A 25,767-nucleotide genomic window follows, 5' to 3' on the forward strand; every position below is an offset into this window, starting at 1 on the left:
AAGACATTAACTAGACAAATTCCGCTTAACTTTCTATACTGTGCCACTTTTTCAGTCGCAAGTATACTCACCAAACGGATCAAACATCATGTCACAACGCTTTTTTCTGACTAAAAAAGACTATCAAACCTTAATGTTAGCCAGTCTTGGGGCAATGCTAGATATTTATGATTTCGTTATATTTATCTTTCTATTAAATGAACTCAGCCAACTGTTTTTTCCGACCGACTTACCAAATTGGCTTGTCCAGTTACAAAGCATTGGTATTTTTGCTGCTGGCTTTTTAGTCCGACCGATTAGTGGCATTATTATTGGTCATTTTAGTGACCGATTAGGCCGTAAAAAAATGTTTATGTTCACCATTTTCGTGATGGCGCTTCCCACCTTATGTATTGGACTACTTCCCACTTATCAAATGATTGGCATTGCCGCACCGCTGTTATTACTGACCATGCGCATCTTACAAGGTATTGCAATTGGCGGGGAAATACCAAGTGGCTGGGTCTTTGTTGCCGAACATACACCAAGGCAGCACAGAGGTTTAGCACTAGGCATATTAACCTGCGGGATCTCGGGGGGATCGCTATTAGGCGCACTCACATTACTGTATTTAAAATCCACATTAGATGAACAACAGATGCAAGATTTTGGTTGGCGTATTCCGTTTATTATTGGGGGAATATTTGGTTTAATCACGGTTTATCTGCGCCGTTACCTTGCCGAAACACCGGTATTTCAACAAATGGTTACAAAGCGTGAACTAAAAGATGAGTGGCCAATCAAAACCGTAATCAGGTACTACTGGCCCGCAAGTATCGCTTGTGCTATTATGACCTGGAGCACAGCCTCAGTCGTTATAGCCATTATTCTATTACTGCCAATGCAGCTCAATGTCTATATGGGTTTACCTGGCACTTTAATTTTTCAAGCCAATGCTTTAGCAACCGCCATGATGGTGCTTGGTAATGTGTCTTTCGGTTATTTAAATGATCGGTTTGGTTTGATGAGGACCTATCTGTTTAGTTGGCTTGGTATCATTATTACAAGTTATTATTTTTTTAGTGAACTCAATCCCAATATTAGCCATCAGCAATTAATCCTAAGCTATATGGTGATTGGCTATTTCGCTGGCGTCACCGTAACAATGCCAATTTTAGGTATTGCACTATTTCCCTCATCAATTCGAGTCAGCGGTATTTCGTTAGCTTACAATCTTAGTTTTGCCTTAACAAGCTTAATCACGCCAATGATTATCACTATCTGGAGTCGCTACAATATAATGGCTCCAGCCTATTATCTCATCATAGCCGCTATCGTATCGATCCTAACCGGCATCACTAGCAGAAAAATCAATCCACGAAAACCGCACAATATATATAACACACATATTTGACTAAGCGGCTACGTTTCACAATCCGCTCTATGCCATAAAAACTTCTTCCCAAATCCTAGTTTATTGTCAGTCATTTTGAGCATCGAAAGTGTGATTGCCCACATCGGGGCTTCTTTCAATTTTGCAATTGGATAAGCCTGGCAAAATAAGTTTCTTGCCTGTTGCTCATCCTCATTATTTAATAACGTAATTTGACCGGTATATTGCACACCTTGTATATATGCAACTGAACGAGCTTGATCATTAATCGTACCGGCAACTTGTTGGCTCTTTAACATGATATTGGCATGATGAGTATTAAATGATGAAGTGATATATAACATCATTTTCGCTTTATTGAGCACATAAAAACAGTTACAACAATATGGTACTTCTTTATCAACACAGCACAGCGTTAAAGTTGTTTTTTTTGTTAAATAAGTGATAATTTTATTCAAATCATCATGATCCTTACCCATTCATTACCTCAATCTAATTTAGTCATGTAAATAGACTTTAAAAACGTCTACGCTTACTATTTAATTAATATACCATCTCAGATAAAAAAGCGTCATGTAAGGTAGAAAATTCAGGTTACTTATCTAAAATTTATTTTGCCAATCCACTATTCTTCTATATTATTTTATATACCTTGTTAGCTCAAATATCGACCATTATATTTCGAGGAGCCGATGCGATAACGCTAAAAAAATCTGTTGACTTTATTAATCACCATGTTTACTTTTGCCGACCTGCGCTTGCTAATGAGAGTGAAAAACAGATTCAAGGGATTTGGCAGCTATCCTCTTATGTTATAGAAGTCAAAGACAGGGAAAAAAATCCTACCGATGGGTAATCACCCAACTAGATATACCATTTTCGCGGCTGAAGGACAAACGTGGTTTATGTTAACTGGCGCTTATCGCATTGAAGGCGATACATGGATTAGGTCAGTTGACGTTGCTTGGAATCCTGCTTGGATAGGCACTGAACAAACACGTCAATTCAAAATTAATGATGATACGTTACAAATATTAACACCTTGGCGAATTATGCCAAACTGGATAGATAAAGGGGAAACGCGTAGCATTATTACTTTTGTTCGTTTTACAAAGTGATTGCGCAAATCCATTAGAAGATTAAATAGACAATGCTATCACTTTAATCGTCTCAGTAATTCGCAAATTGCCTTAGAATTATTGAGATTAACGATCAATGTCAATTAATTGATCTATTTAAACGATTATCAAAAAGATCATTAATTTGATATAAATAATAACCCATTATAATAATAAAATAGATCCATAAAACACTCAGCCCATTTATGGGCTTTTTTATTGCCTAACCTGTTTATCGAACAAAATTATTTTAAGTCGTTTATCTCTGAAAGTTTTATTAATAACTACCGATAACCATTTTACCAGAGCAAAATAGCTAAATGGCTGCCAAGCTGCTTATTGGTGATAACTAAAGATATTCGTTATCGCCAATAAGCATACATGTGACACTACAATGCGATTAAGCAAAGAAAGGAAGTAATAGAAATAATTTAATGACAAATGAATTAACTAAATCAACAAAGAATGCCCCAACCATTGGTACAACAATAAAAGCAATATGAGATGGACCAAAACGCTCAGTGACAATTTGCATATTAACAATAGCGGTTGGTGTTGCACCTAGACCAAAACCACAATGACCCGCAGCTAAAACAGCCGCATCATAATTTTTCCCCATAATTCTAAATGTCACATTAATAGCATATAACGCCATCACAATAGTTTGCACCAGTAAAATAATGACCATTGGGATGGCCAAAGAAACTAACTCCCATAACTGTAAACTCATTAATGCCATAGCAAGAAATAAGGAAAGACTGACATTACCACAAATAGAGACTGATCGTTCTACAATTTGGTAATTACTCACCCGCGGCACAATATTACTAATAATCACACCAACAAATAACACACATACAAAACTGGGTAACGCAAAAATAGAGCCTTGCAGTGCCTGCTCAATATAACGACCGACAGTTAAACAGACCGCTAACATGGCGATCGTTTCGATCATTGCAGAGGAATTGATTGAACGTTTTACTTGCGGTTTTTCAAAGGCAGTTGCATCAATCGGATTATCATTTTCTAGTTCATTATCGATACCCTGCTCAAGTTTATGCTTTTTAATCAGATAACCCGCAACAGGCCCACCGATTATTCCGCCAAAAACCAAACCAAAAGTAGCACAAGCCATTGCAGCTTCAACCGCGCCAGTAAAACCGTATTGATTAGTAAAAATCTCCCCCCAAGCAGCGCCAGTACCATGTCCGCCGGAAAGCGTGATAGAGCCAGCAATTAATCCCATCAAAGGATCTAATCCCAACATACTAGAGAGCGCAATCCCAATAATATTTTGAATAAATAGTAAACCGACAACCGCTAACAAAAAGACAACAATCATTTTGCCACCCAATTTTAGCTGATTAATATTAGCATTTAAGCCAATACTGGCAAAAAACATTAACATTAATGGCTCTCGTAATGACATATCAAAGCTGACTTGCCAATTAAAGATGATTTTTACAAGCAGTAAAATAATTGCAGCAAATAGCCCTCCCGCTACCGGGCTTGGTATTGTATAACGATTTAAAAAACCAATTTTAGTGACTAAAAGTCGGCCAATGAGTAACACAAGACTAGCAATAACTAATGTGTTGTAAATATCGAGTTTTAACATTTGGTTGAACTCCGTAAAAAAGATTGAGTAAGATTGAAAAACCACAATGAAAATACGCGTTGAATTTAACTATAATTGATTATTAAATAATAATTTTCATAAATATACATTAATGATGACATCTAAAAGAAGCCAATCGCGGTGATTTTACCCAACAAGAATCATAAATAGTGCGCCATAATAGCATAAAATGATGGTATATGTGGCATTAATGCTAATAACCTAGTCTATTTTCGGCAAAAATCGGTAAATGCTTTAGTATAAAAATAGAATTTATATCGTTGATATTCAATCAATAATTATTAAGTGTCTTGGGATTTAAGCATTAATTTTCAGGCTAATAACGCATTATTAATAATACTAACAGCGACTAAAAGGTTACTCTATTTCAATTATAATATCATCGAGAAGGAATCAAATCCTTCACGAATAATAATTGATTAATAAGTATGGAAATATTGCTGAAGCAATGCCGGATCACGCGTCTGAATTAAAGCCGTCATGAGTAAAATTCTTGCTTTGACAGGATTAAGGGAATCAGATGCAATACCGGGATCAATTAAGCTATCAGAAACGATGCCATTACCTGTTCGTGAGGACCGTACAACAACAATCCCTGCATCAATGGCTTGATTAATTCCATATAAACTTCTATCAGATACCGAGCCATCACCGCTACCAGCGTAAACAATTCCATCTGCTTTATTGGCTATAACCGCTTGGTACAAATACACGGGATCATCTTGGTATCCATAAAGTATCACCACCTCTGGTAATCGGGTGATATCACGCACATCAAAAATTGCGTTCTTGGTATGGATTTTATCTATTTTGCTTGCAAATTTTGGGGTTCCCCCCACCACTACACCTAAATATCCTTGTTCTGTTGCTCTAAAAGCATCTAATGTGGTTGTATTCGTTTTACTAATAAAACGAGCAGACGCAATGCGATCATTGATGACAACCATGACACCGCGACCTTGAGACTGCGGATCCGCAGCAACCGTCACCGCCTCAAGCAAGTTCATTGGTCCATCGGCACTAATGGCAGTCGCTGGGCGCATAGCTGCTGTAAAAACAACCGGTTTATCACTTTTCACTGTTAAATTTAGGAAATAGGCCGTTTCCTCAAGTGTGTCAGTACCATGCGTAATCACCACACCATCAATATCATCTTGCGCAAGTAATTGATTCACTCGCTGTGATAACGCCAAAATAATATCGCTTGTCATATTTTTACTATCAATATTGGCAATTTGTTCCCCTTCTATTTGAGCAATAGAATTAAGTTCAGGAACAGCATTAATAAGTGCTTGTACGCTCAGTTCACCAGCTTTATAGTCTGTCGTTTGTGTATTGCTCGGCGCGGCTCCTGCAATAGTTCCCCCTGTTGCTAGAATAACAATATGAGGTAGCTTCGTTTCGCCAAAACATACCGTACTGACGATAAATAAAGTCGCCATGAATATTACTTTATATTTCATTCCCTATCTCCACTATTCAGCCAAAAATGGCACTGTTTCAGATATCTTATAGTGATATTAATATAATGCCTATATTCTGGAAATGAAAAAAATCACAAATATGATTAAATGATCGTCATCCTATTAAGTGTAGCGGCTTATAACACGTCTTGTTTCAAATATTTTAAAAAATGCAGCAACCGTGAAAGCGATATGTATAAGATTATTTATCTCTTAAGCACCTTTGCTTATATTTATAACCAAATGAAAGAGGTGTTAACTTTTTATTAGAATCATAACGACGCTCTTCATAATTATCCGTCGTTACCATTTCATCATGATTAATATATTCATACTGACTTAATGAGTGAATTTCGCCATCATCGATGACTTTATTCCAGACTAATTTTTGCTTAAACAATAACGGTATATCGCCAGAGTCGTAATCATCATCATTTTGTATTCTAATGTGAGTCTCATCTATTTTAGAATACATCATATGATTCTCACCAATTGAGTCAGCGCTATCAACATCAGCATAGATTAAAGCGGACTTATCATGATTAATTTCACCAAATTGCTCAACAAATGGTTCACAACGCCACGTTCCAACTAACATATCGATAGTCACCTCAGTTGCATTGCCATTAAACCCAATAAGCGTGGTGCCAAGCAGTAAACTGGATAATACTTTTATAATCATTATGATCACCTATTTAATGTCAGGTTCGGTTATTGTATCTCAAATATTAAAGTATATACCGATAACACTCAATAGTACGCTGTTGGATGGAGTTTCAAAGAAAAGATAATAATTTTATTCAAGTGGCTTATGGATAAATAAGAATGATACGTTCAATAATTGCTAAAAAGTTGGAATAATCATCAAGACAAAGAAAAGTCAATTAATATTCAATTGGTGCGTGGGCGGGATCTGATTTATATAACAAAAAGCATTGAAAAATATAAATCCATATTTTTATATTTATAAATTGTATAACTAAACGTATAACTATAGCAAAAAGTGACTCCTTTAATTGTTCATAATTTATACTGTTCTAATTTTCACTGTTTAGTGGTATTTAATAATCGACGATTGCCTAAAATTTTACTTAACGCGAAATTGGAAATTATTATCACCTCACCAAAGAGGAATTATTTTATTTTGGTAAGCAGTAATTATTTTTACTGATCATTAAAAATTGGTATGAATCTTGCTTGGGAGAATTTTTTATACCCCCCCTAAAAAGTTTTTGAAAAAGTATCCCCTTACTCCCCTTAATTTGCGCAACACTTTTATTATCAACACATACGAGAGTTTTAAGTGTCCCCTTGTGTCCCCCTTGTATCCCCTTAATTTCTGAAAGTATCCCCTTGATTTGATTATTAATTAAACAATTTAATGATTTTAGCTAGTGATTGATTATCTTGATGATGCGCTTTATCGGTTTTACCGTTGCCAAACCCTGATGCTTTGGCGGCGATATCACGCGTATTACCTTTAACCTCTGGAAAATTTTCCACAATTGAATCCGTTTTAAATGTATTGATTGCTGATTTTAGGTTTATTGATGACCTTAAAGATAATAAAAAAGCCCCGTTAAGGGCTTTTGTTAAATACTTTATACAGGAGTAAATTACTTTCATATAACCCACCGATTAGATTACATGATAAATTATGCTCAATACCTCCTATTATATAATCACCGGTTGCTAGTGGTAAATCAGTAATTAATTTTACAGGCTTACCGACTTTATAAGACGAGTTAAAGTAAGTCTTAGCCGTTAAATGGGTGCGTAAATACATAGGATAACCAATTAACCCCGTTTCTGGTGCGATCGTTATCACTGGCTCACTGGGAATATAATCGCTACTGTGTAGGGTTATCGTGTCATAGTCAAAAATAACAAGACAACCTACATTATTAACAATTTCCATTATTTGATTGTATGGGCTACCAACTATATAAGGGTTACTTAATGAGGATGTCACGCCATTATTGACGAGTGTCATACCAAAGGGCTTTATAATAGCCTCTATTGCTTCACTTGCTTTTACCTCGCCATTGAATGAAAAGGGCTTAGCGACCTCTATCATTAAAAACGCACTAGCATAGCAATCAATACTTACAGATATATCGGGGGCTTGGTTGAAGTCTGCCACGCAATTAGCAATAACGCCCTGATAAACTGTTATGCCGTTAGCTTTAACCTCTAATAAGTTTAACTTGTCACCAGTTCGCCATATCCCCATATTAGTTATTATTGCGATTGTATCGCGACTTAGCCCCCATATTCTAAATGACCCTTTACCGCTATTCGTGCCATTGACAGAGGTTATTTGTGCGGTACTTCTAGGTGATAAATAGGTCACTTTTCTGCTGCCGTCACTAAATGATTGGCTATCATTCGCTAAGGTGATCGTAAAGTCTAATTGTTGGTTCTGATAATCCATTATTAATACCTCTATGAAATATTGCTAAGGTGAGGAAATACGCCCGATGCGTTTATTTTGTTAAATGATGATCTTTGCATATCGACGCTTGATTTTAAGCTCTCAATATCAGCCATTAACGCGCTAAAGGTTGATGCGTCACTATTGACTACAATCTCGTAATTATTTACTACCGCATTACTATTATTGGCCACGCTATTGATCGAACTCTGTAAAGGGTTAGGCGCTGATAATTCGTTATAATTTGAAAATTTATTGTTATCTACGCCTATCAATCCACTTGTTTTATTCTTTAATCCTGTATCGCTATCAGTTTTTAATAGTGAATTTAGATGATCAAAGATGTAAGGGGAATATTTTAACCAATCAATAATCCCACCATTAAAACTACCCTCATTATTTTTGAACTTGATAACGCCGTTTTCTCGGTCGATAGATTCGATATTATCGTCTAGTCGTTTTAATATTTCGCCTTTCTGTCCCTCCGCTTTGCCTTGTTTTTTCTCTATATTATTTAAATACTCTAACGCCTCTTTCTTTTGGGTAGTATAAAGCCCATCCTTACCAAAGAGAGTATCAACGCCTTTACTAACACCCGTCACTAATACGTTAACGAGGTCTAACGCATCTTCAACCATCGGGGCAAGGGTTGCGCTATTGGTTGCCAAATTAGTATAGATTTTATTAAGTTTAACGCTGGCGCCTGTCCATTTCTCCCCTACGATATTGATTGCGTTATCTAACTCCTTTTCGCTCTTTTCAAGTTCAACCTTACTTTTTCGGCTACGCTCGACTTGCGCCAGTGTGCTAATAGCCTGTTTTTCGCCTGTGTTTAAATTAGAATTAAAGTTTTTATCTGATAGGGCGGAGTATTGAGCACCATCTAACCCCATTCTATCAGCGACCTGTAACCGTCTATTATCATCTTTAATACTAGTTAAAACCGCTGATATCTCCCTAAGCGTTTTTATTGGGCTTGTATCTAAATAATCGACTTGTTTATTACTGCCTGAAAAAGCATTTAGATTGGTGATCATGCTTAAAATATCGGGGTCAATGTTGCCGTTAGCTTTATAGCCTGATTGATTAAGGCTTAATTTATTGATTAATCCGTCAAGTGTTCCCGCGTTTTGGTTGCCTAATTTCAACGCTTGATGAACTGCTTCGATATCTTTCGCGCTTGCCGTGCCAGTTCTCGCCTGGTTAGCCAGTGATGTAATATCATTAGCTGATTTGTTGGCGCCATCTTTAATCCCCTTCATGCCAAAGGATAAGCCACTAATTGCCCCCATGATTTTAAATATCTTAGTGAGTTCATTAAAATTAGCTTTATTTTCCTTTAATGCGTCTTTTTTTTGCTTAATATCTTTGTCGTTTATCTTCTTGGTTTTATCGGCGCGTATCTTTTCCGTTTTACCTATTTTTTTATCTAATACACCAGCGTCTTTTAATACTTTGTTAATATTTTCAGATACGCCTTTTAATGCTAATTGCGATTCCTCAAGCGACTGTATAAACTTGTCCACTCCCTGCGCTTTTAGCTCTAGCTTCATTTCTTCGATTGTTCCACTGCTCATACTTTATCCTTGTAAAAAGAGACGATTAAATCGTCCCTATGTTTATCGAGTGTTTACCGTCTTTTTTTCTGTTAATAACGCCTTGATTGTAGTTATCAACTTGTAACACTTCCGCCATAATGAATAAATCCGTTAATGAGTAATACTCTTGTAACTCTTTTAATGTTGCCTTACCTGTTGAGATTAGCGCGCCACAGTATGCGCCAATATTCACATATCCCTTTAGCCTGTACTCGCTAGGGCGATAAGGCAAGTTTAACGGCTTTATTCTTCGGTAAAATTTACTATCATGCTTAACGCCTCGCCACGTAAACGGATGACGGTACTAATATCCTCTATATCATCGCCCCTCTGGTCTATTTCTCTAGCGGTGCTTATGTCGTTAGGGTTTGGCACGTATTTAACTAAGTATAATAATGATTCCCATAGTTCGCGCCCCTCTGCGGTTGCCGTTTTCATCATTAATGATTGCGGTGTTACGTCCTCGCCACAAAGTGAAAATGCTTGATTAAACATTCTTTCACCAATAAACGCGTTTGGCTCTGTAACCAAAAACACCTTACCTTTATCGCGTCCTGTTTCTGTATTAATTGTAATTAGCTTTGTTGCTCTGGCCATTTTATAACTCCTTTGTTTTGTTAGTGGTTTTGCTTGCTGATCTCTACGTTAACGCGGTATAGCTCTTTTTCGTTTAGCCATTCCGTCGTCTCTGCCTCGCTGCTGTAGATAATATTCGTTTTTGCCGATCCGTTTAGCGTTCTTTCGCTGTACTCTTGACCCATTGATTTAATTATCTCTTTGAGTTGGTTTTTAAAATTAGGCACACTAATACGAGGCTGTCCCCCTATCATGGCGCGATAATAAGCATCATAGCCATGAAATAAAAACTTTTTAGGATCAAAGCGCATTATGTTATCGGTCTTTTGCCCTATCCCTAAACCGTCGGGCGTGTCTATAATCTCAAGGTAACAATAAAAGTCATAAATAGGGCTATTACTTCGCTTGATTCCCTCTGCCTCGTCTGATTTTTTTAATAACTCTAATTGCTTGACGGTCTCCTCGTCATCGCTGAATGTTTCAAGGAGATAGTTAATAATAAAAGGCAGTTCTTTTTTTATCTTATCGAGTAGATGAGGATCGCGCTCACTTGCCGGTATAACAGTATCAAAGACTAACCGAATATGTCGCCTATCTATTCCGCTATCGCTACCCCTGAAAATCATCGGGGAATTATTAACGGCTAATATAACCGCCATCGGTTTAAATGAATGAGCTTGCTTATATTTCGGGTCAACGTCTATTTTGTCGCCTGATGATAGCTTTTTGAGTAAATCACCTTCGCCCTGATATTGGGATTGATCGGATAAGATTAATAACGTCTTATCAATTAACGCGGTTCTTGTTGATGCTTTTCGCTCCAGTTCTTTAATATCGCAATCAGCCGTATTGACCTCACCAACAAGCAATCGCGCGATTTCTGAAAACGTACTTTTCCCTGTTCCCCCTGCGCCTGTCACCTCAATAAAATAATGCCATTCATGCCGATTAGCTAAAATAATATAGAGTATTGCCAGTGCGCCCATTAATTTATTGTTATCTTGGTTAGTCGCTTTTGATAGATAGTTATAAAATAGGGGCGCGCCACTTACTAAATTTTTAGTAACCGCACTTTTATGATAAGTAATGCCGTTGGTACTGGTGTTATAGTTTGCCTTACTGTGAGGCGTGAACGTCATATCATTAACGCAGTACGCGCCATTATCAAAGTAGATATAGCCCTGTTTCTGCTCTTTGATTAAGGGCGATTTTAATAATGCTAACCGCGTTACGCGTTCGACGTTATCAATACTATAATCAATGTTGTTATCTTCATAGATTGATATTAGTTTATCGAGTAATTCAAATTCGGCTAAACGTCGCCAATACTTGCCCGTAAGATAATAGGCTTCTTTAATACTACGATTATAGGCAAGGTTCCCATTATATGAGCTGACCAGGATATCAGCGCGCTTATTTGCAGGAGTATTACTTTGTAATCGCTCATTACCTTTATTTACCCTTTTATTGCTCTCTGGCTCTGATTTTAAGCCGATTTCTCGCATAGCTTGAGTAAATGCCTTGCTAGTTTCATCAATGCCATATTTAGCGCTATAGTCGTTCCAATCGCAATTATAGTGAGTATCGGGAATGGCTAAGTAACCGCCCACACATTCAAGGGCTTCAATGGCTTTATTTAACCCCGTGTTTACGTTGTTACCCGCGTCGTTATCCGCGCCTATGACGATTTTAACGGTTGAGTTAGTCTCGCGTATAGCCTTAGCTACATGAATAAGATTGCCAGCATCTAACGCGATAATAATCAATTTATCTTGGTTAAATTCTCGCAAGGTTAAACCTGTCGCCAATCCCTCGCAAATAATTACCTCTCTTGCGCTTTTCAGTTGTAAACCTATGTCCTCACGCGCGCGCGTTGTGATAGTAGAAAAATCTTCGTTAATGGGTTGGCCAAGCTTTGGACGGACCCCGTTAAGTGTGAGCAATTTTCCACACACCGCAATAAATGAGCCTTTTTTATTGGTACCTTTCATTAATTGCTTATTACCGTTAGGCTCGATGAACTGCGCGCCTGTGTATTCATTATGAATATTCAGAAGCGGGGCGATAATTTTCCCACCGTCTAGCAAGGGTAAGTTAAAAGTAATTCCTTTTCTGGTTAGGTATTCTGATTGCCCCATAACCGCTATTGATAGCAAATACTCAACCTTTTTACATACGGGATTATCTTGTATGTTATTAACTGCCGTCTTCTCGGTAGTTTTATTGTGATTTGAGCTCACATTTAAACACTCAGCGACCTTATTAATAGCCTCTTTAGCGTTACAGTGATAAATGCGTTCAATGAGGTTAATACCGTCACCGCTTCCGCATTGATTGCAAATAAAATCACCTTTGCTATTTCGGTCGTCATATCTGAAACGGTCGCGCCCACCACAAACAGGGCAAGGCTTATGCTTATTTTTGGGGAATACGTCAATATTCAGCGATTGATAAATACTATCCCATTTACCTACCGCCTGATTAATTACGCTATCAATAATCATACGGAACGCCCTCACTAATTAAATTATCAATAACCTTATTGAAATACTCCTCAATATATTTAATACCTAATTCTGATAAAGTTACCGCGTAAAGATTAACGTTCTCGCCCGTGAAGTTGTCGCCTAGCAAAGCGCAATAGCAATCAATAATTAATATCTCGGCTTGTTCTGGTTCTTCGTTGCTTCTTGCTTCTGGTTCTAGTTCATTAATTAAAAAACTGTATAATTCGGCATAGTTTAAAAATAATGATTTGTCTTTATTAATATAGGCTGTTGAGCCGTTTTTATGCACACAATAATTTAATATCGCGCGTGCGGTTCTTTCTCGTAATATTTCAATAATTTCTTGCTTAGTCATTAGTTCCCTCCTGTCTTATTTATCGCTATCTGATTCGCGCCATGTATAAGGTCGTCTAATTCCCAAACAATATTCTGTACTGTTTTATCGGTAATTTTGACAATGGCGCTAGGGTCTAAGGCAATAGATAGACATTCTAAAATTGCTTCCGCTTTTGATAGCTTTTCTATAATTTCGTCTTGTTGCTCTATAGTTATTCTGGACATTATTTTTTACCCCCACCCAAATCCATATTTCCTAATTCATCCAACGCTAGACTGATTAAATCAGATGACGCCCATAACAAATTTCCAGCTTGGTGGTGCTCGATAAAAGGTTCATCATAACCGGCGCATTTATAATTATGATTATTAAGAGCCACTTCTATCATAGATTGCGCTTGCATAAGTCTTGCTTCAATTTGATTTAGCAATTCATTGTTTTTACTACGCATGATGATACCCTCCCCAGTTGATAGAGTGCTCAAAGGTTGGAGTAAGTGGCTTTCTGGCGATAAATATCAGTGATTGCTTGCCTAGATTCTGTCTGGCTTGTCGTTCTGTCGTCGCGATAGTTTGGACTACTTGGGCGGTTAAAGAGTTGTAGAATTTGTATAGTTTAGATTGTCTAGCGCGTAGGTGTGCGCTATCATAGCGATTAGCCATAATCATTACCTCTATTAATGGTTGGGTTAGATAGCCCCTTGTATGCCAGTACATAGGGTTATCGTTTAAATAAGGCTTTTTAATTAACCTGTCCGCACAATATATAATATAACGTCCGCACAAGTCAACGCTTTTTTTATTCTCTCTTATCGTGTACACTGTCCGCACTATTAACGGTAATGAGAATAATATAAAAATGGCTAACGAAACGAAAACAACAAGACGTAAAGATATACGCTTCCCCCATGAACTCATTGAACAAATAGACGAACAAGCAAAGAAAGAAAATACTAATTTCTCAGCTTGGGTTATTGCTACCTGTCGCGAAAAACTGAACAAACCACTTAAATAATTCGCCTTTTCTAACGTGTCGGAAAATTCATCCCTAACGTGTCGAAAAATTAAATTGGTTCGCATTAAAAAGTTAATTTTAGGTGCGTACTTACTGCGTACTTCACGATTAAGCATTAATAATCTATTAATAGGTTTCCATTTATAAAGTGCTTTTTCGGTGGATACCTGATTGGATACCAACAATAAAAAACTCTTTTTTATGGACGTGCAAAACCCAATATTAGACTTTACTACTTTGGTAAATGCTTTACTAATTTGGTAAAGGTTAAAGGCATCTTCATTATGAATACGGCTTAAAAGGCCTATTGCTTGCCAAAGATAAGATTTTCCTTTCTGGTAATCGTGGGTTACTTGTTCCCTGTCCCTAATCTTACCGTTATTAAGTGCGGTAACTGGTGCGGAGATAGCCAATGATAATACATTGGCGTTATTGGTCATCACTACGGTAAACAGTGTGGTAGCAGTATCATTACAAAAAGCGATCCTCATATTTGAGGAGCAGCACAACGAACTATTATCAATCATCATTACGCCGCCTGTGCCAGTTGTTGGGTCAAGTAACGATTTGATAACTCAATTAACTTAGCCTTTCTCTGCTCATAATTAAAACCAATCTCAATTAATGTAATATTGGTTTTTTCTAAGTAGGCAAGATGATTTAATGTTGCTTCGTTGAACTGATCGCGAATATTACCGCTTATGTTATTGGCTTTCTTGTAGTTACCTGATGACACACCCAATACAATACCGTTGATCATGTTAAACTCATTAGTATAGTGGTGTGGCTTGGTTTCTTTGCCTTGTGATAAGCGTTGTAATGTCAGTGCGTCACACATAGGACGACTATAATTAGCAACTTCAATACGAGCTTTTAATCGTTTAAGTTCTTTCTTCTGGATAGATGGAGCAATTTGTTTTAACTGTGCCTCACATCTAATAAAGTATTTTCTTATAGCTCTTCCTTGTTCGTTATTCTCAATCATAGCTAATTCTTTAGCTGTGTTAATTGTGAGCACGTAATCAATACTCCTACGATCACCTCCTCGCTTAGTTTTACATTGTTCAATATTTGTACTTTGATTCACCAAAACGGGGGAATCAAAAATTAAGTAATCTTCATTCTGATTCAAGGCGTATTCATCAATACGAGATTTAATCCATGTGGAAAAATCGCGTCCTACACTTAAAAATGAGTGTAATTGTTTCGCGCTAACTGTTTGTTGTAACTTGCCGTTAATTGCTGTCTCTGTCACTGGTACTACATTATTAAAATTGTTCATATTTCACCTATAATCTGTATGTTTTCCCCTCATTTTATTAAATTTAGGCAAGGGGATACTGTGAGCGCAATTTTGCACTTTGCTTTTAAATCAATGAATTAAGCTGCCTTTTTGGGGTAAAGCTCTAAGATATTGGCGATCTGATAATCTAGTAATAGCTTAGGATTATTTTTATTAATGAGATTTAATACCTTTTCGGCATCTTCTTTACTGGTAAGTGCGTATCTAAAATGCGCTCCTATGCCATCACAGTTACTGTCCTTGTACCTGTGAAGTGTGATTTTTAGCTCGCGCTCTAATTGACTTGCGTAATTTCTCCCACTGGAAAGGGAGCAGTTAAATAGGACATGATTTTCAGTTGTACCATAAGCGCCGCTACACGCAATTAATAAATAAGCGCGGTACTTTTTCGCTACACTTTTTTGAGGGATTGGGCTATCATATGAAACGTAGTTATTCCAGTTATAGCCCTCGACTATTTGGCGATATAGAGGGTTGCTTTTCATGCTTACCCCCTTGACGCTTTTTTTGATTCTAACCAGCTTTCAACTTCCGATCGGATAAAAAACACTTTACGGCCTGACGGTTTAAAGGGTCTAGGTGCTGTTTCGTCGCGCTTTAATAGGGTTCTTAATGATTCGGGGCTTTTATAGCCTAGTAAGTCTAATAGTTCTTTTTGTGGGATAATATCTAAATTTGAGTTCATTCCTGTATTCATTAATTTAAGTCCTTTAAAATTAAATAATTAAAGAAATTAAATAACAATGATAAAAACAGCAATGGTTAAAAATTAAGCTAATAAAAATTAATTTGTATAGTAATTCTTGACTTAATACATTACAGACCGTAATAATATAACCAAAGTTATTATTTATCTCTTAAAGCCGAACGGCTTTTTTTGCTATCTAATATCTTTTGCCTAGGTGGTTGATTTTCTTTCGTTGGGGAACGTACGAAATCAACCGCCATAACCTACCAATTAAAAACCTCATTGATAGTAATCACCCTACCTGTGTAAATAGACATTGCTGTATAAAAACACTGTATAAGCAAGGTAATAAGCATTCTATCAAATTATTATATGAAGATACAATACGAAATAATCACTATTTATCAAATTTAAGGCGTAAAACAAGCGATTTAAGCCATTTTGTATTATTCCTGTATACCAAAGGGTAAGCACGAGGTTTAAATTGATTCTCGCGCTTCGGATCGATAATTTAAAAAGTTAAATTTTATCTTATTGATTATTAATATTTTATTTTTAAGATTTTTGAATTTATGATCGGTTTATCGTGGATGCGGTAAAAATTTGCTGTTTTTAGGAATGTAAAAATTAAAAATCAAGAATTAAAAATTATTTTTACTTAAATAATCCGATTGCTTATTTTTTAGACTGTTTAGGTTTTAGTTACTACTGTATGTAGTATTAATATGAGTAAAATCAAACAACATGTTGTATTGTTTATCTTAATTTAGGCATAAAAAAGCCACATAGTGGCGATTAATATTTTTAATAACTCTATATAGCTAAAATTTAATTATCACAATCTTTCATTAATTTATAACCCTCTTTGAAGCCGTCAAAATTAAAGGTTATCTTTTTATTCTTAACCGTCATTGATACATTGCCACCGTTAGCAATTAATTTTCTTATTTTATCTGTGTCTTTAAAGCTAAACCCTAGATTTTTATTACCCTCTAGGTATGTGCCAATAAAAGATGCTTTATTAATATTATTATCAATAGTAACGCTATATTGCTCGCCTGATATTAGTTTCAACTCTTTATTATTGATAATTTTTAATGATATGTTACGCCTATTTAAATCTTGCTTACCGTTTGTAGTTTTAACGTCTATACACATATATGTAAATTGATAACTATTATCATCAGTATATGGTGATTCTAGATTAGTATTAATTACACGAGAATAAACATCATTCCCCGATATATCAGATAGTACAATATTTTTATTAACTTCCGCTGTCCAGTTAGTTGTGCTATTTATCGTATAAAAAAGCTCTGTCTTTTCCATGTTTTTTACAATGGAAGAATAAGCACCACATGACCATAATATGGTTAATATTAATAATAGTTTTTTCATAACGCACCCGTTTAATTTATTTGTGTTTGTCTAGTATTATAATAGAAATAAATAATAATAATTAAAAGGATAAATTCAGTTGTGGTCATATCACCACGACTGCCAACAATAAGAGGACTTTTTGATAAATTTATTAAAAACCCTCTAATGAGCATCATAATCACCGTTCTACCTTACCGCATATTTTATCAACATAAACGCGCGCATGATCCCAGTATATACTTTCCATATTAATGAGCTTATTTTGCTCCATAGCAAAGCGCTTACGGCTCATCCCTTTAGGTTTAGGGAAATAGTAGGCATGATTAAAAAGGTTGTGATATTCCCTGTTTTTGCCTTTAAACAATGTATATCTTGCTTTAACTATTTTACGCCTTAGCCTATCAAGTTGATTTTCACTTTGGCTAGCATAATGTAGATTGAAACAATCACGGCAAGCAATATTCTTATTAGTGAAAAATAGGGTTGAACGTCTACTATGACAATGAGGGCATATAAACCAGTATCGCCACCCATAAGATAAGGCTGTTTTATCTATGCGTCCTATTACTATTTTATCATTAGGTAGTTGATACGCGATATTGTCGCCTTTAACACCTACGGTTATCTTTTTGTTACCACTTGTAATATCATATTGTACATGGTTGATAATCAGTGTTTTAAGCTGTTTTACATTGATCCTAGGTAATTCACTCGTATAGTTTCGCGTGTTGGCTCTAACCATAATTATTTTTTCCAATACGAAATCATTTGATTATTTAATAAAGTAATTATTTATTATTTAAACATTCTGTTGGATATCTATCACAAAAAAGTTTATTAAGTTTATATTCTTGTTTTTTAACTTGATTATAATCATCTATTGTTACTTTAGTAATGGGATTTATTGATACAGTAATAATAGTGCTCATCAAAATAATAGAGCTAAAACTTAATAATTTATTTTTAACGTCCACCATATCGACTATTTTAATAAAAATACGCATACCACTACCAATAATAAAAACGTAAATAATAAAATTAAAAACAAAACCTTCAGCATCCTGACCATAAAATAAAAATATTTTTATTAGATAAGGAACTATGACAGTTGAGGCACCAAAAACTAAAATCCAATATAAGAAAAAATGAGCAACCAAAATCACCCAATTTTGATATTTTTTGTCCTTTTTTAATGCTCTCTTTTTTATTCTTAGTCTTAGGCTTTTTTTATCCATTATTATTACCATTTAATAATTTTATTATTTAACTATTTATAACCAGGATAATATCCTTTATGGTTTCCGTTCGTCAACGGTGACAGGGGGGTAAATATCCCAACGTAAAATAACCATTATTTTTTTGTATGCGTCTATTGCTTGCTCAGCTGTGATGTCTCTTCAAATAGCGCGGATAGAGGTTTATTAAAATCTAACTTGACATTATTAGTCTGCTCTACTTGCTGTTTATCACTATAACAGTGATTAGATAACATCAATTTAGCTATGGTTGAGTTAAATTCACCTGTTAAGCCTTTATTTAGTAGCTCATTTTCTTGGATAGTTTTAATCGCTTCTAACGTGTCCGAAAATTCTACGGATTCATCAGCGTATTTATACAAAGTAGATCGTGCGCATTCAACATATAGGGATAATCAGCTAATCGAGGGTATTACTCCACCGTCATTTTTATAACCGCCTTTAAAGTATTCCTGCGCCTTTTTAAGTGTAGTACCTAACTTACTTTTACGTCCTTTCATAGCTCTAGCTCTTTATTATCAACCGATGCACGTTTTAGTGCTTCGCTTATATTTTGTTCAATTATAATTTATGCTATCAATTTACCTCGTTCATTTTACTACAATACTTTTGTAGTATAAATATTAAGCGTTGGCGGTTTTCCGCCTTCGGTGTAATAGTTTTCAACTGTGCTTATTTGCATAGTTTGGATATCAAGCTCATATTTAACTATAGTCGAACAGGCTTAAAAATAGATTATTAATTTTGACGGTGTGAAAATTGGGTTAGGCGAACGGTGTCCAAGTGATTTAATCTAGACTTTTAACCCCCCCCTCTATAGCTAAAACAACATATTTGTGGTTATAGGGCCGGATTTGAAATCCGCACCTTTGATTTTATTTAATTGCGACTGATAGTCGTGTTTAGTTAAACGCTGGATAAATATTTAACCGGTCTATTTTAATATTAACCATATGATTTTATTTAAATCTGTTACCAAACAAGGATTGATTTCAACCCTGTTAATTTAGGCTTACCAGTGAAAAGGTATTCATCTAATAAAACTTTACTGATTAATTATTTCTTAGCTAATATCAATTAAGTGGGTACAAGTGGATACAAGGGGATAGTAATTATAAGTATCCCCTTAGGTCTAATCCTTATATATCAATACTTTTAAAGATTTAAGGGGATACAAGGGGATACTTTTATAAAACTTTTAGGGGGTAGGCATAATACTAGCGTCCTCATTATTGAGTTGGCAAATAGATGCTTTCTTACTGGTAAGCCTGTTTGAGTTGAGGGGATATGTCCGCGACTGATATAACGAGCGCAAAATTGCGCCCATTGAGTTTATTGACTTGGTTAACCGTATGGCTATCAATATAGTTGGTATGGTGATATGTTTACACCATTGTTTTAATTAGCTATTAACCACCTTGAATGATTTATTGCCCGATATTGATACATTGCCGTTACCTGCTTGTTCTACAAAGTCACCCCACCAATCTAGCATGATTCTTTTTTGTTGTTCGTACTCTGCGCGGTTGTAGGCTCGCCTTACTGCGTTCTTATCAACATGTGATAATGCGCTCTCTATTACGTCATAATTAAAGCCCTGTTCATTTAAAGCGGTGCTTGCTAACGATCTCAATCCATGTGCAACTAATTTATCTTTGTAGCCCATTCGTTTTATTGCCATATTAGCGGTTTGACTGCTCATCGATTTGTTATATGGAGGTCTAGCTGTAGGAAAAATAAAACCGCTTTTATCTTTCGTAAAGCTCATTATTGATAATATGTTCATTGCTTGAGGTGATAACGGTATATTGTGAGGTCTATCCATTTTCATACGTTCGGCTGGTATCGTCCAAAGTTTATTATTAAGGTCTATTTCTTCCCATTTCGCGACTGCTGCTTCATTGGGTCGGGTTAATGTTAATAATTGCCACTCTATAACGCATCTTGTTTGTAGTTCTATTCTTGCCAATGATAAGGCTTTCATGAATTCGGGAAGCTCATTAGGTGAGATTGTAGGCTGATTCTTAACTTTAGGACTATTAAAAGCATCTGCGATCTTAGCTAATGGATTATTATCAATGATGCCAAGATTAATAGCATAAAACATAATTTCATTTACTCGCCTACATACTCGCTTTACTGTCTCATGATTATTATTATCAGCTAACGGCTGTAATGCTTTTATTGCTTTGACTGCGGTAACTTCGGTTATAGGAATATCTTTTATATATGGGAAAAAATGATTTTCTAATGATCTCCATGCCTTTTTTAATGTAATAGGCTCCAGCCCTTTATTTGTTTTGAAAACATGCCACTGCTCGGCGATAGCATAGAAAGAGTTATTTAGCTCAATTTGCTTTTTGATTTCTTGCTCTGCTTTGTATTCTTGGGGATCTATACCTTGCTTTATTAATTCCCTTGCTTCATCTCGCAATTTTCGCGCTTGCTGTAATGTTATTTCGGGATAACTTCCAAAACTAATTAATGATCGTACCTTAGTTACTGGACGATAATAATTAAACCGCCATATCTTCGAGCCGTTAGCCTTAACTAATAAATAAAGCCCGTTACCGTCGGACAGGGTAGCATCTATCGGCTTTCCGTCTTTAGTGCTTGGCTTTGCCGTTTTGATTTGGGTATCAGTTAAAGGGGTGGTTATACGCGCCATAGTTATACGACTCTTAGTTATATGGTAAATGTATAACTAAATATATAACTAAAAATATTGGCTGTAAATGGGCATTAATGTAACTTAATGGGTGTTAATTGATTAACAAAGCGCTGTAGTTACTGGGTTTTATGGGTATAAATGGGGGTTAATGAGTGTTAATAAATATTGAATTGGTGCCGTGGGCGGGACTTGAACCCGCATGCCCTAGAGCACTACCCCCTCAAGATAGCGTGTCTACCAATTTCACCACCACGGCAAAAACTATATTATTCAGGTATATCCGATGTCGGACTTACAGGACTTGAATCGATTGTATTAGTTTGGTTGTTATGCTGATCAGCACCAGACTCAACTGAAGTTACCGGAGCATCTTCTTCTAAATTCCAAAAACCAGTATCAACCGTTTTTTTACTACCAATATTTGCCAGTACAATACTAATAACAAAAAAGAGAATACCTAGAATTGTTGTTGCTCGAGTTAAAAAATTGCCGGTTCCAGCAGAACCAAATAACGTTGCCGATGCACCAGCACCAAACGAAGCACCCATATCCGCACCTTTGCCTTTTTGGATCAAAACTAGACCAATAATAGCAATCGCGACAATTAAAAAAACAATAATTAGGATCTCGTACATTTCAACCTGCAGTTAATTTGATTGTTCTTTCACTTTTTCAACATATTCTTGTTATGAAAGAAAAATAAAAATATTGATGGCGAATATTATCGAAACCTGAGCAAACAAGCAAGTAGATTTTTGTTTTTTTATTGATATTAGAGAAAACAATAGTACGCATTAATATCATAAATCAGTATAATAGCCCATTTTTGTTAAGTGATAGCCATGTTATGAAATTTATTATTAAGTTATTTCCTGAAATTACCATCAAAAGCGAGTCTGTCCGTTTACGTTTTATTAAGATTCTTGCTAGCAATATCCGCAATATTTTAACTCATCATACAAATGTAGCCGTTATACGCCACTGGGACTTTATCGAGGTCAGGCCTAAAATCGCCAATACTGAAACACAAATTCTTGAGCTGCTAACACGTATTCCCGGTATTCACCATGTTCTAACGGTAGATGAATTACCTTTTGTCGATATACATGATGTCTACGAAAAATCTCGCGAATACTTTGCGCCTCTGATTGAAAATAAAACCTTTTGTGTGCGAGTCAAACGACGGGGAACGCACCATTTTACATCGATTGAAATTGAACGATACGTTGGAGGCGGATTAAATCAGTATGTTGAAAGTGCTAAAGTAAAACTAACTAAGCCTGATATCACCGTTCATTTAGAAATAGATCAAGACAAACTCTTACTAATTAAAGGCCGCCATGAGGGCATCGGGGGCTTTCCATTAGGCACTCAAGAAGAAGTATTATCACTTATTTCAGGTGGATTTGATTCAGGTGTTTCAAGCTATATGCTAATGCGCCGCGGTTCACGAGTACATTATTGTTTCTTTAACTTAGGTGGTGCTGCCCACGAAATTGGCGTTAAACAAATGGCCCATTATTTATGGAACCGTTTTGGTAGTTCCCATAAAGTTCGATTTATCGCTATCGACTTTGCTAACGTGGTTGGCGAAATCCTTGATAAAGTGGATAATGGTCAAATGGGCGTAATTTTGAAAAGAATGATGGTGCGTGCAGCCTCACAAATTGCAGAAAAATATGGCGTACAAGCGCTGGTAACCGGTGAGGCATTAGGGCAAGTTTCTAGCCAAACATTAACCAATTTACGTCTAATTGATAATGCCAGTGACACATTAATTTTACGACCTTTAATTACGCATGATAAAGAGCAGATTATTAAGCTCGCTAGAGAGATTGGCACCGAAGATATTGCTAAAACCATGCCTGAATTTTGTGGGGTTATATCCAAAAATCCAACAGTAAAAGCAATCAAAGAAAAAATTCTTGAAGAAGAAAGCCATTTTGATTTCACTATCCTTGATCAAGCAATTCGTGAAGCACAAAATATTGATATTCGAGAAATTGCTAAACAAACGGATAACAAGATTCATGAAGTACAAACCGTATCAACATTTACAAGCAATGATATTATCATTGATATTCGTTCGACCGACGAGCAAGAAGAAGCACCACTAAAACTTCATGATGTCACAATAAAACATATTCCATTTTACAAACTTGCAACTCAATTTGGCGATTTGGAGCCAAATAAACAGTATATACTTTATTGTGAACGGGGCGTAATGAGTAAACTACAAGCGCTCTATTTAATTGAGCAAGGTTTTCATAATGTCAGTGTTTTTACCACGGTAAAATAGTGCGGTTCACCATGACATTTAAGGCCGCGATAGGCGGCCTTAAATTATCACTTTTTTAATCGGTATAATTCAAAATACCATTTGGTAACACTAAACCACTTGCAACCTCTGCCGCTGTTGATTTACCAAGCAATACTTCAATAATTTTTAATGCAAAATCAATCGATGTTGCAGGCCCTTGACTGGTAATAATCTGATTGGGTTTATCATAATACACGCGCTCATCTCGCCACAATCTAAAAGCCGATTTTGTAGTAGGATAACCAGTCATATAAGCATCTGGGAATAAATTATGATGCTGTAAAACCATCGCAGGGGTTGCACAAATCGCCGCAACAAGCTTATTTGCCTGCTGAGTCTGTTTTAATTTTTCAATCACTGACGGTGAATCACGAAAGTTTTCAGCCCCCTTCACACCGCCTGGTAAAATAACCACATCAAATAGCTGCTCCTTCACTTGCGACATCGTTTTTTGTGCTAGAATCACAACGCCTCGAGAACAAAGTACGGCAGGATTCTCAGTAATACTGGCATAAGTTACTGCAATTCCAGCACGAGTAAGCAAATCAATTGTGGTAACCGCTTCGGTCTCTTCACATCCTTCAGATAAAAAAATTAATGCTGTAGACATAATACCTCTCAAATAAACTTGTCAATGATATATTAATAAGCCGTCTTACTGATAAAACCTTTTAAAATCGTTAGGAAAATAATTCGGATATCAAAAGAGACGCTCCAATTACGAATATACTCGAGATCATATTCGACGCGTTTCTCCATTTTATCTAGAGTATCCGTTTCGCCTCGATAACCATTAATCTGAGCCCATCCCGTTATGCCTGGTTTCACTTTATGCCTTAGCATATAGCCTAATATAATCGCGCGATATTGCTCATTATGTACAATTGCATGTGGTCTTGGTCCAACAATCGACATATCGCCAAGGAGCACATTAAAAAATTGAGGCAATTCATCTAGTGATGTACGACGTAAAAATTTACCAATCGGTGTAAAACGTGGATCATTTTTAGTTGCTTGCTGCACTTGAGCATCATTCTCCATCACTTTCATCGAACGAAATTTCCATATTTTGATGATTTTGCCATGAATACCATATCGATCTTGTTTAAAAATAATCGGCCCTTTAGACGTCAATTTAATGGCAAGTGCAATACCTAACAACACCGGCGAAATCAAAATAAGGATAATGGATGCAACAACAATATCTTCTAAGCGCTTTACTAAAGCATTTATCCCCTTAAAAGGCGTATCGTAAATCGATACAACCGGTAAGTTATTAATTGTGTAAATCCGAGAACGAAGTAAATTAAACGTGAATATATCAGGCAATAACATCACTGAACATGTAGTGTCAGCAAGATCTTTCACCAAAGACACAATATCGTGATGCCGCTCAGCGGAGTCGGCGATATAAATTTGATCCAATAGCCCTGCTTTAGCATCTTTAATGAGCTGCTGAAAATCACCTTTTAACTCAATACCACTATTTGATTGATAATTTTCATCATAAAATCCGACAATATTATACTTTATCCACGGCATTTTTTTTAAATTTCGTGCCAATAACCGCCCTTCAGACTGACGAGCAATAAAAGCTACATTGAGTACATTTTTATGAAAAAAACGTTTACCTAAATATTGGAAACACTGTAAGTATAGATAAAAAACAGCACAGACACTGATAAACCAATAGCATAAAAATAATAATGGCTCAGAAAATAGTGAAATAATTTCATACAATACAACCGCACTCCAAAACCCAAGACACCAGACTTTTAATAACGATATGAATTGCTTATTTGCATTAGTCGGAAACTGAGAATAATAAAAATTCCGAATAATTGCAGATAATAAAAAACAGATAATAACAAAGAACGTGATTGGTGAATATAACATCAATTCGCCATCATTCAATACATAATGGATAATATACGATGAGGTAAAAATAATTACCAAATCGAATATCATTTGAAATAGTGCACTTGAGGGCATTGAAGCCCGCGAAACGCTGTTTCTAATCATATAGAGTATTCTCCAATATAACGTGACTTAATTAACAAACTCTATAATTTATATATTTTCAAAACAAAT

Annotated in this window: 28 protein-coding genes, 1 tRNA gene and 1 pseudogene; 4 read left to right on the top strand and 26 right to left on the bottom strand. The window is 35.9% G+C overall.

Features of this window, described 5'->3' with window-relative positions; genetic code table 11:
• Positions 1–88 precede the first annotated feature (88 nt).
• Positions 89–1,393: an MFS transporter gene (locus DES39_RS09300; RefSeq protein WP_121145512.1), complete on the top strand. Its 1,305-nt coding sequence runs from the start codon at positions 89–91 to the stop codon at positions 1,391–1,393.
• An 8-nt stretch (positions 1,394–1,401) separates the two neighbouring features.
• Here the strand turns inward: DES39_RS09300 and DES39_RS09305 are convergent, their stop codons facing one another.
• Positions 1,402–1,851 (bottom strand): PNPOx family protein, encoded by a 450-nt coding sequence (locus DES39_RS09305; RefSeq protein WP_121145513.1) that lies wholly within the window; start codon positions 1,849–1,851, stop codon positions 1,402–1,404.
• A 369-nt stretch (positions 1,852–2,220) separates the two neighbouring features.
• On the opposite strand from DES39_RS09305, the gene DES39_RS09310 reads away from it, so the two are divergent.
• Complete coding sequence (locus DES39_RS09310) at positions 2,221–2,490, top strand: lipocalin-like domain-containing protein (RefSeq protein WP_211324682.1); 270 nt, start codon at positions 2,221–2,223, stop codon at positions 2,488–2,490.
• Between the two features lie 400 nt (positions 2,491–2,890).
• Here the strand turns inward: DES39_RS09310 and gltS are convergent, their stop codons facing one another.
• The 13 genes from gltS to DES39_RS09370 form a co-directional block, all read right to left on the bottom strand.
• On the bottom strand, positions 2,891–4,108 hold the full coding sequence (gene gltS, locus DES39_RS09315; RefSeq protein WP_121145514.1) for a sodium/glutamate symporter: 1,218 nt from the start codon (positions 4,106–4,108) through the stop codon (positions 2,891–2,893).
• 440 nt (positions 4,109–4,548) lie between these two features.
• On the bottom strand, positions 4,549–5,592 hold the full coding sequence (locus DES39_RS09320; protein ID WP_121145515.1) for a type II asparaginase: 1,044 nt from the start codon (positions 5,590–5,592) through the stop codon (positions 4,549–4,551).
• A 202-nt stretch (positions 5,593–5,794) separates the two neighbouring features.
• Positions 5,795–6,274, bottom strand: coding sequence for a hypothetical protein (locus tag DES39_RS09325; protein ID WP_121145516.1), 480 nt, complete (start codon positions 6,272–6,274; stop codon positions 5,795–5,797).
• Positions 6,275–6,957: 683 nt separating this feature from the next.
• Positions 6,958–7,095 carry a hypothetical protein gene (locus DES39_RS10960; RefSeq protein ID WP_170143383.1) on the bottom strand — a complete coding sequence of 46 codons (138 nt, stop codon included), beginning with the start codon at positions 7,093–7,095 and terminating at the stop codon, positions 6,958–6,960.
• A 76-nt stretch (positions 7,096–7,171) separates the two neighbouring features.
• Complete coding sequence (locus DES39_RS09330) at positions 7,172–8,026, bottom strand: baseplate hub protein (protein ID WP_121145517.1); 855 nt, start codon at positions 8,024–8,026, stop codon at positions 7,172–7,174.
• Between the two features lie 11 nt (positions 8,027–8,037).
• Positions 8,038–9,603 carry a hypothetical protein gene (locus DES39_RS09335; protein ID WP_121145518.1) on the bottom strand — a complete coding sequence of 522 codons (1,566 nt, stop codon included), beginning with the start codon at positions 9,601–9,603 and terminating at the stop codon, positions 8,038–8,040.
• A gap of 25 nt (positions 9,604–9,628) precedes the next feature.
• Positions 9,629–9,817, bottom strand: a complete 189-nt coding sequence (locus DES39_RS09340) for a hypothetical protein (RefSeq protein ID WP_121145519.1) — start codon at positions 9,815–9,817, stop codon at positions 9,629–9,631.
• Between the two features lie 50 nt (positions 9,818–9,867).
• The gene (locus tag DES39_RS09345; protein WP_121145520.1) at positions 9,868–10,221 is read right to left on the bottom strand and encodes a hypothetical protein; all 354 of its coding nucleotides are present in this window, start codon (positions 10,219–10,221) and stop codon (positions 9,868–9,870) included.
• Positions 10,222–10,241: 20 nt separating this feature from the next.
• The gene (locus DES39_RS09350; RefSeq protein WP_121145521.1) at positions 10,242–12,704 is read right to left on the bottom strand and encodes a primase-helicase zinc-binding domain-containing protein; all 2,463 of its coding nucleotides are present in this window, start codon (positions 12,702–12,704) and stop codon (positions 10,242–10,244) included.
• Positions 12,694–13,062 (bottom strand): hypothetical protein, encoded by a 369-nt coding sequence (locus DES39_RS09355; protein ID WP_121145522.1) that lies wholly within the window; start codon positions 13,060–13,062, stop codon positions 12,694–12,696. Before DES39_RS09355 ends, DES39_RS09350 begins: the two co-directional genes overlap by 11 nt.
• Positions 13,062–13,268 carry a hypothetical protein gene (locus DES39_RS09360; protein ID WP_121145523.1) on the bottom strand — a complete coding sequence of 69 codons (207 nt, stop codon included), beginning with the start codon at positions 13,266–13,268 and terminating at the stop codon, positions 13,062–13,064. Before DES39_RS09360 ends, DES39_RS09355 begins: the two co-directional genes overlap by 1 nt.
• A complete protein-coding gene (locus DES39_RS09365) occupies positions 13,268–13,495 on the bottom strand; it encodes a hypothetical protein (protein WP_121145524.1) in 228 nt (75 codons plus the stop codon). Before DES39_RS09365 ends, DES39_RS09360 begins: the two co-directional genes overlap by 1 nt.
• Positions 13,488–13,706, bottom strand: a complete 219-nt coding sequence (locus tag DES39_RS09370) for a host cell division inhibitor Icd-like protein (RefSeq protein ID WP_121145525.1) — start codon at positions 13,704–13,706, stop codon at positions 13,488–13,490. Before DES39_RS09370 ends, DES39_RS09365 begins: the two co-directional genes overlap by 8 nt.
• A gap of 196 nt (positions 13,707–13,902) precedes the next feature.
• On the opposite strand from DES39_RS09370, the gene DES39_RS09375 reads away from it, so the two are divergent.
• Entirely contained in the window at positions 13,903–14,058 is a 156-nt protein-coding gene (locus DES39_RS09375; RefSeq protein ID WP_121145526.1) for a YlcI/YnfO family protein, read from the top strand.
• A 529-nt stretch (positions 14,059–14,587) separates the two neighbouring features.
• Here the strand turns inward: DES39_RS09375 and DES39_RS09380 are convergent.
• The 10 genes and pseudogenes from DES39_RS09380 to secG form a co-directional block, all read right to left on the bottom strand.
• Positions 14,588–15,340: an antA/AntB antirepressor family protein gene (locus DES39_RS09380; protein ID WP_121145527.1), complete on the bottom strand. Its 753-nt coding sequence runs from the start codon at positions 15,338–15,340 to the stop codon at positions 14,588–14,590.
• Between the two features lie 98 nt (positions 15,341–15,438).
• Positions 15,439–15,846: a hypothetical protein gene (locus DES39_RS09385; RefSeq protein ID WP_121145528.1), complete on the bottom strand. Its 408-nt coding sequence runs from the start codon at positions 15,844–15,846 to the stop codon at positions 15,439–15,441.
• A 2-nt stretch (positions 15,847–15,848) separates the two neighbouring features.
• On the bottom strand, positions 15,849–16,058 hold the full coding sequence (locus tag DES39_RS09390) for a helix-turn-helix transcriptional regulator (RefSeq protein WP_147405434.1): 210 nt from the start codon (positions 16,056–16,058) through the stop codon (positions 15,849–15,851).
• A gap of 819 nt (positions 16,059–16,877) precedes the next feature.
• Entirely contained in the window at positions 16,878–17,447 is a 570-nt protein-coding gene (locus DES39_RS09395; protein ID WP_121145530.1) for a hypothetical protein, read from the bottom strand.
• A gap of 160 nt (positions 17,448–17,607) precedes the next feature.
• Positions 17,608–18,186: a hypothetical protein gene (locus DES39_RS09400; protein ID WP_147405435.1), complete on the bottom strand. Its 579-nt coding sequence runs from the start codon at positions 18,184–18,186 to the stop codon at positions 17,608–17,610.
• 31 nt (positions 18,187–18,217) lie between these two features.
• The gene (locus DES39_RS09405) at positions 18,218–18,664 is read right to left on the bottom strand and encodes a hypothetical protein (RefSeq protein WP_121145532.1); all 447 of its coding nucleotides are present in this window, start codon (positions 18,662–18,664) and stop codon (positions 18,218–18,220) included.
• A gap of 134 nt (positions 18,665–18,798) precedes the next feature.
• Positions 18,799–19,068: pseudogene (locus tag DES39_RS09410) on the bottom strand (terminase small subunit); the annotation flags it as partial.
• Between the two features lie 1,019 nt (positions 19,069–20,087).
• Positions 20,088–21,353, bottom strand: a complete 1,266-nt coding sequence (locus DES39_RS09415; protein WP_121145534.1) for an integrase domain-containing protein — start codon at positions 21,351–21,353, stop codon at positions 20,088–20,090.
• Between the two features lie 174 nt (positions 21,354–21,527).
• Positions 21,528–21,612 (bottom strand) — tRNA-Leu (locus DES39_RS09420).
• 10 nt (positions 21,613–21,622) lie between these two features.
• Positions 21,623–21,991, bottom strand: a complete 369-nt coding sequence (gene secG, locus DES39_RS11235; protein ID WP_121145535.1) for a preprotein translocase subunit SecG — start codon at positions 21,989–21,991, stop codon at positions 21,623–21,625.
• 212 nt (positions 21,992–22,203) lie between these two features.
• On the opposite strand from secG, the gene thiI reads away from it, so the two are divergent.
• On the top strand, positions 22,204–23,655 hold the full coding sequence (gene thiI / locus DES39_RS09430) for a tRNA uracil 4-sulfurtransferase ThiI (protein WP_121145536.1): 1,452 nt from the start codon (positions 22,204–22,206) through the stop codon (positions 23,653–23,655).
• A 55-nt stretch (positions 23,656–23,710) separates the two neighbouring features.
• On the opposite strand, the gene DES39_RS09435 is transcribed toward thiI, so the two are convergent.
• On the bottom strand, positions 23,711–24,289 hold the full coding sequence (locus DES39_RS09435) for a DJ-1 family glyoxalase III (RefSeq protein ID WP_121145754.1): 579 nt from the start codon (positions 24,287–24,289) through the stop codon (positions 23,711–23,713).
• A gap of 29 nt (positions 24,290–24,318) precedes the next feature.
• Positions 24,319–25,698, bottom strand: coding sequence for an undecaprenyl-phosphate glucose phosphotransferase (locus tag DES39_RS09440; protein ID WP_121145537.1), 1,380 nt, complete (start codon positions 25,696–25,698; stop codon positions 24,319–24,321).
• Positions 25,699–25,767 lie beyond the last annotated feature (69 nt).

It is taken from the genome of Orbus hercynius (genome assembly GCF_003634275.1).
Classification (GTDB): domain Bacteria; phylum Pseudomonadota; class Gammaproteobacteria; order Enterobacterales; family Orbaceae; genus Orbus; species Orbus hercynius.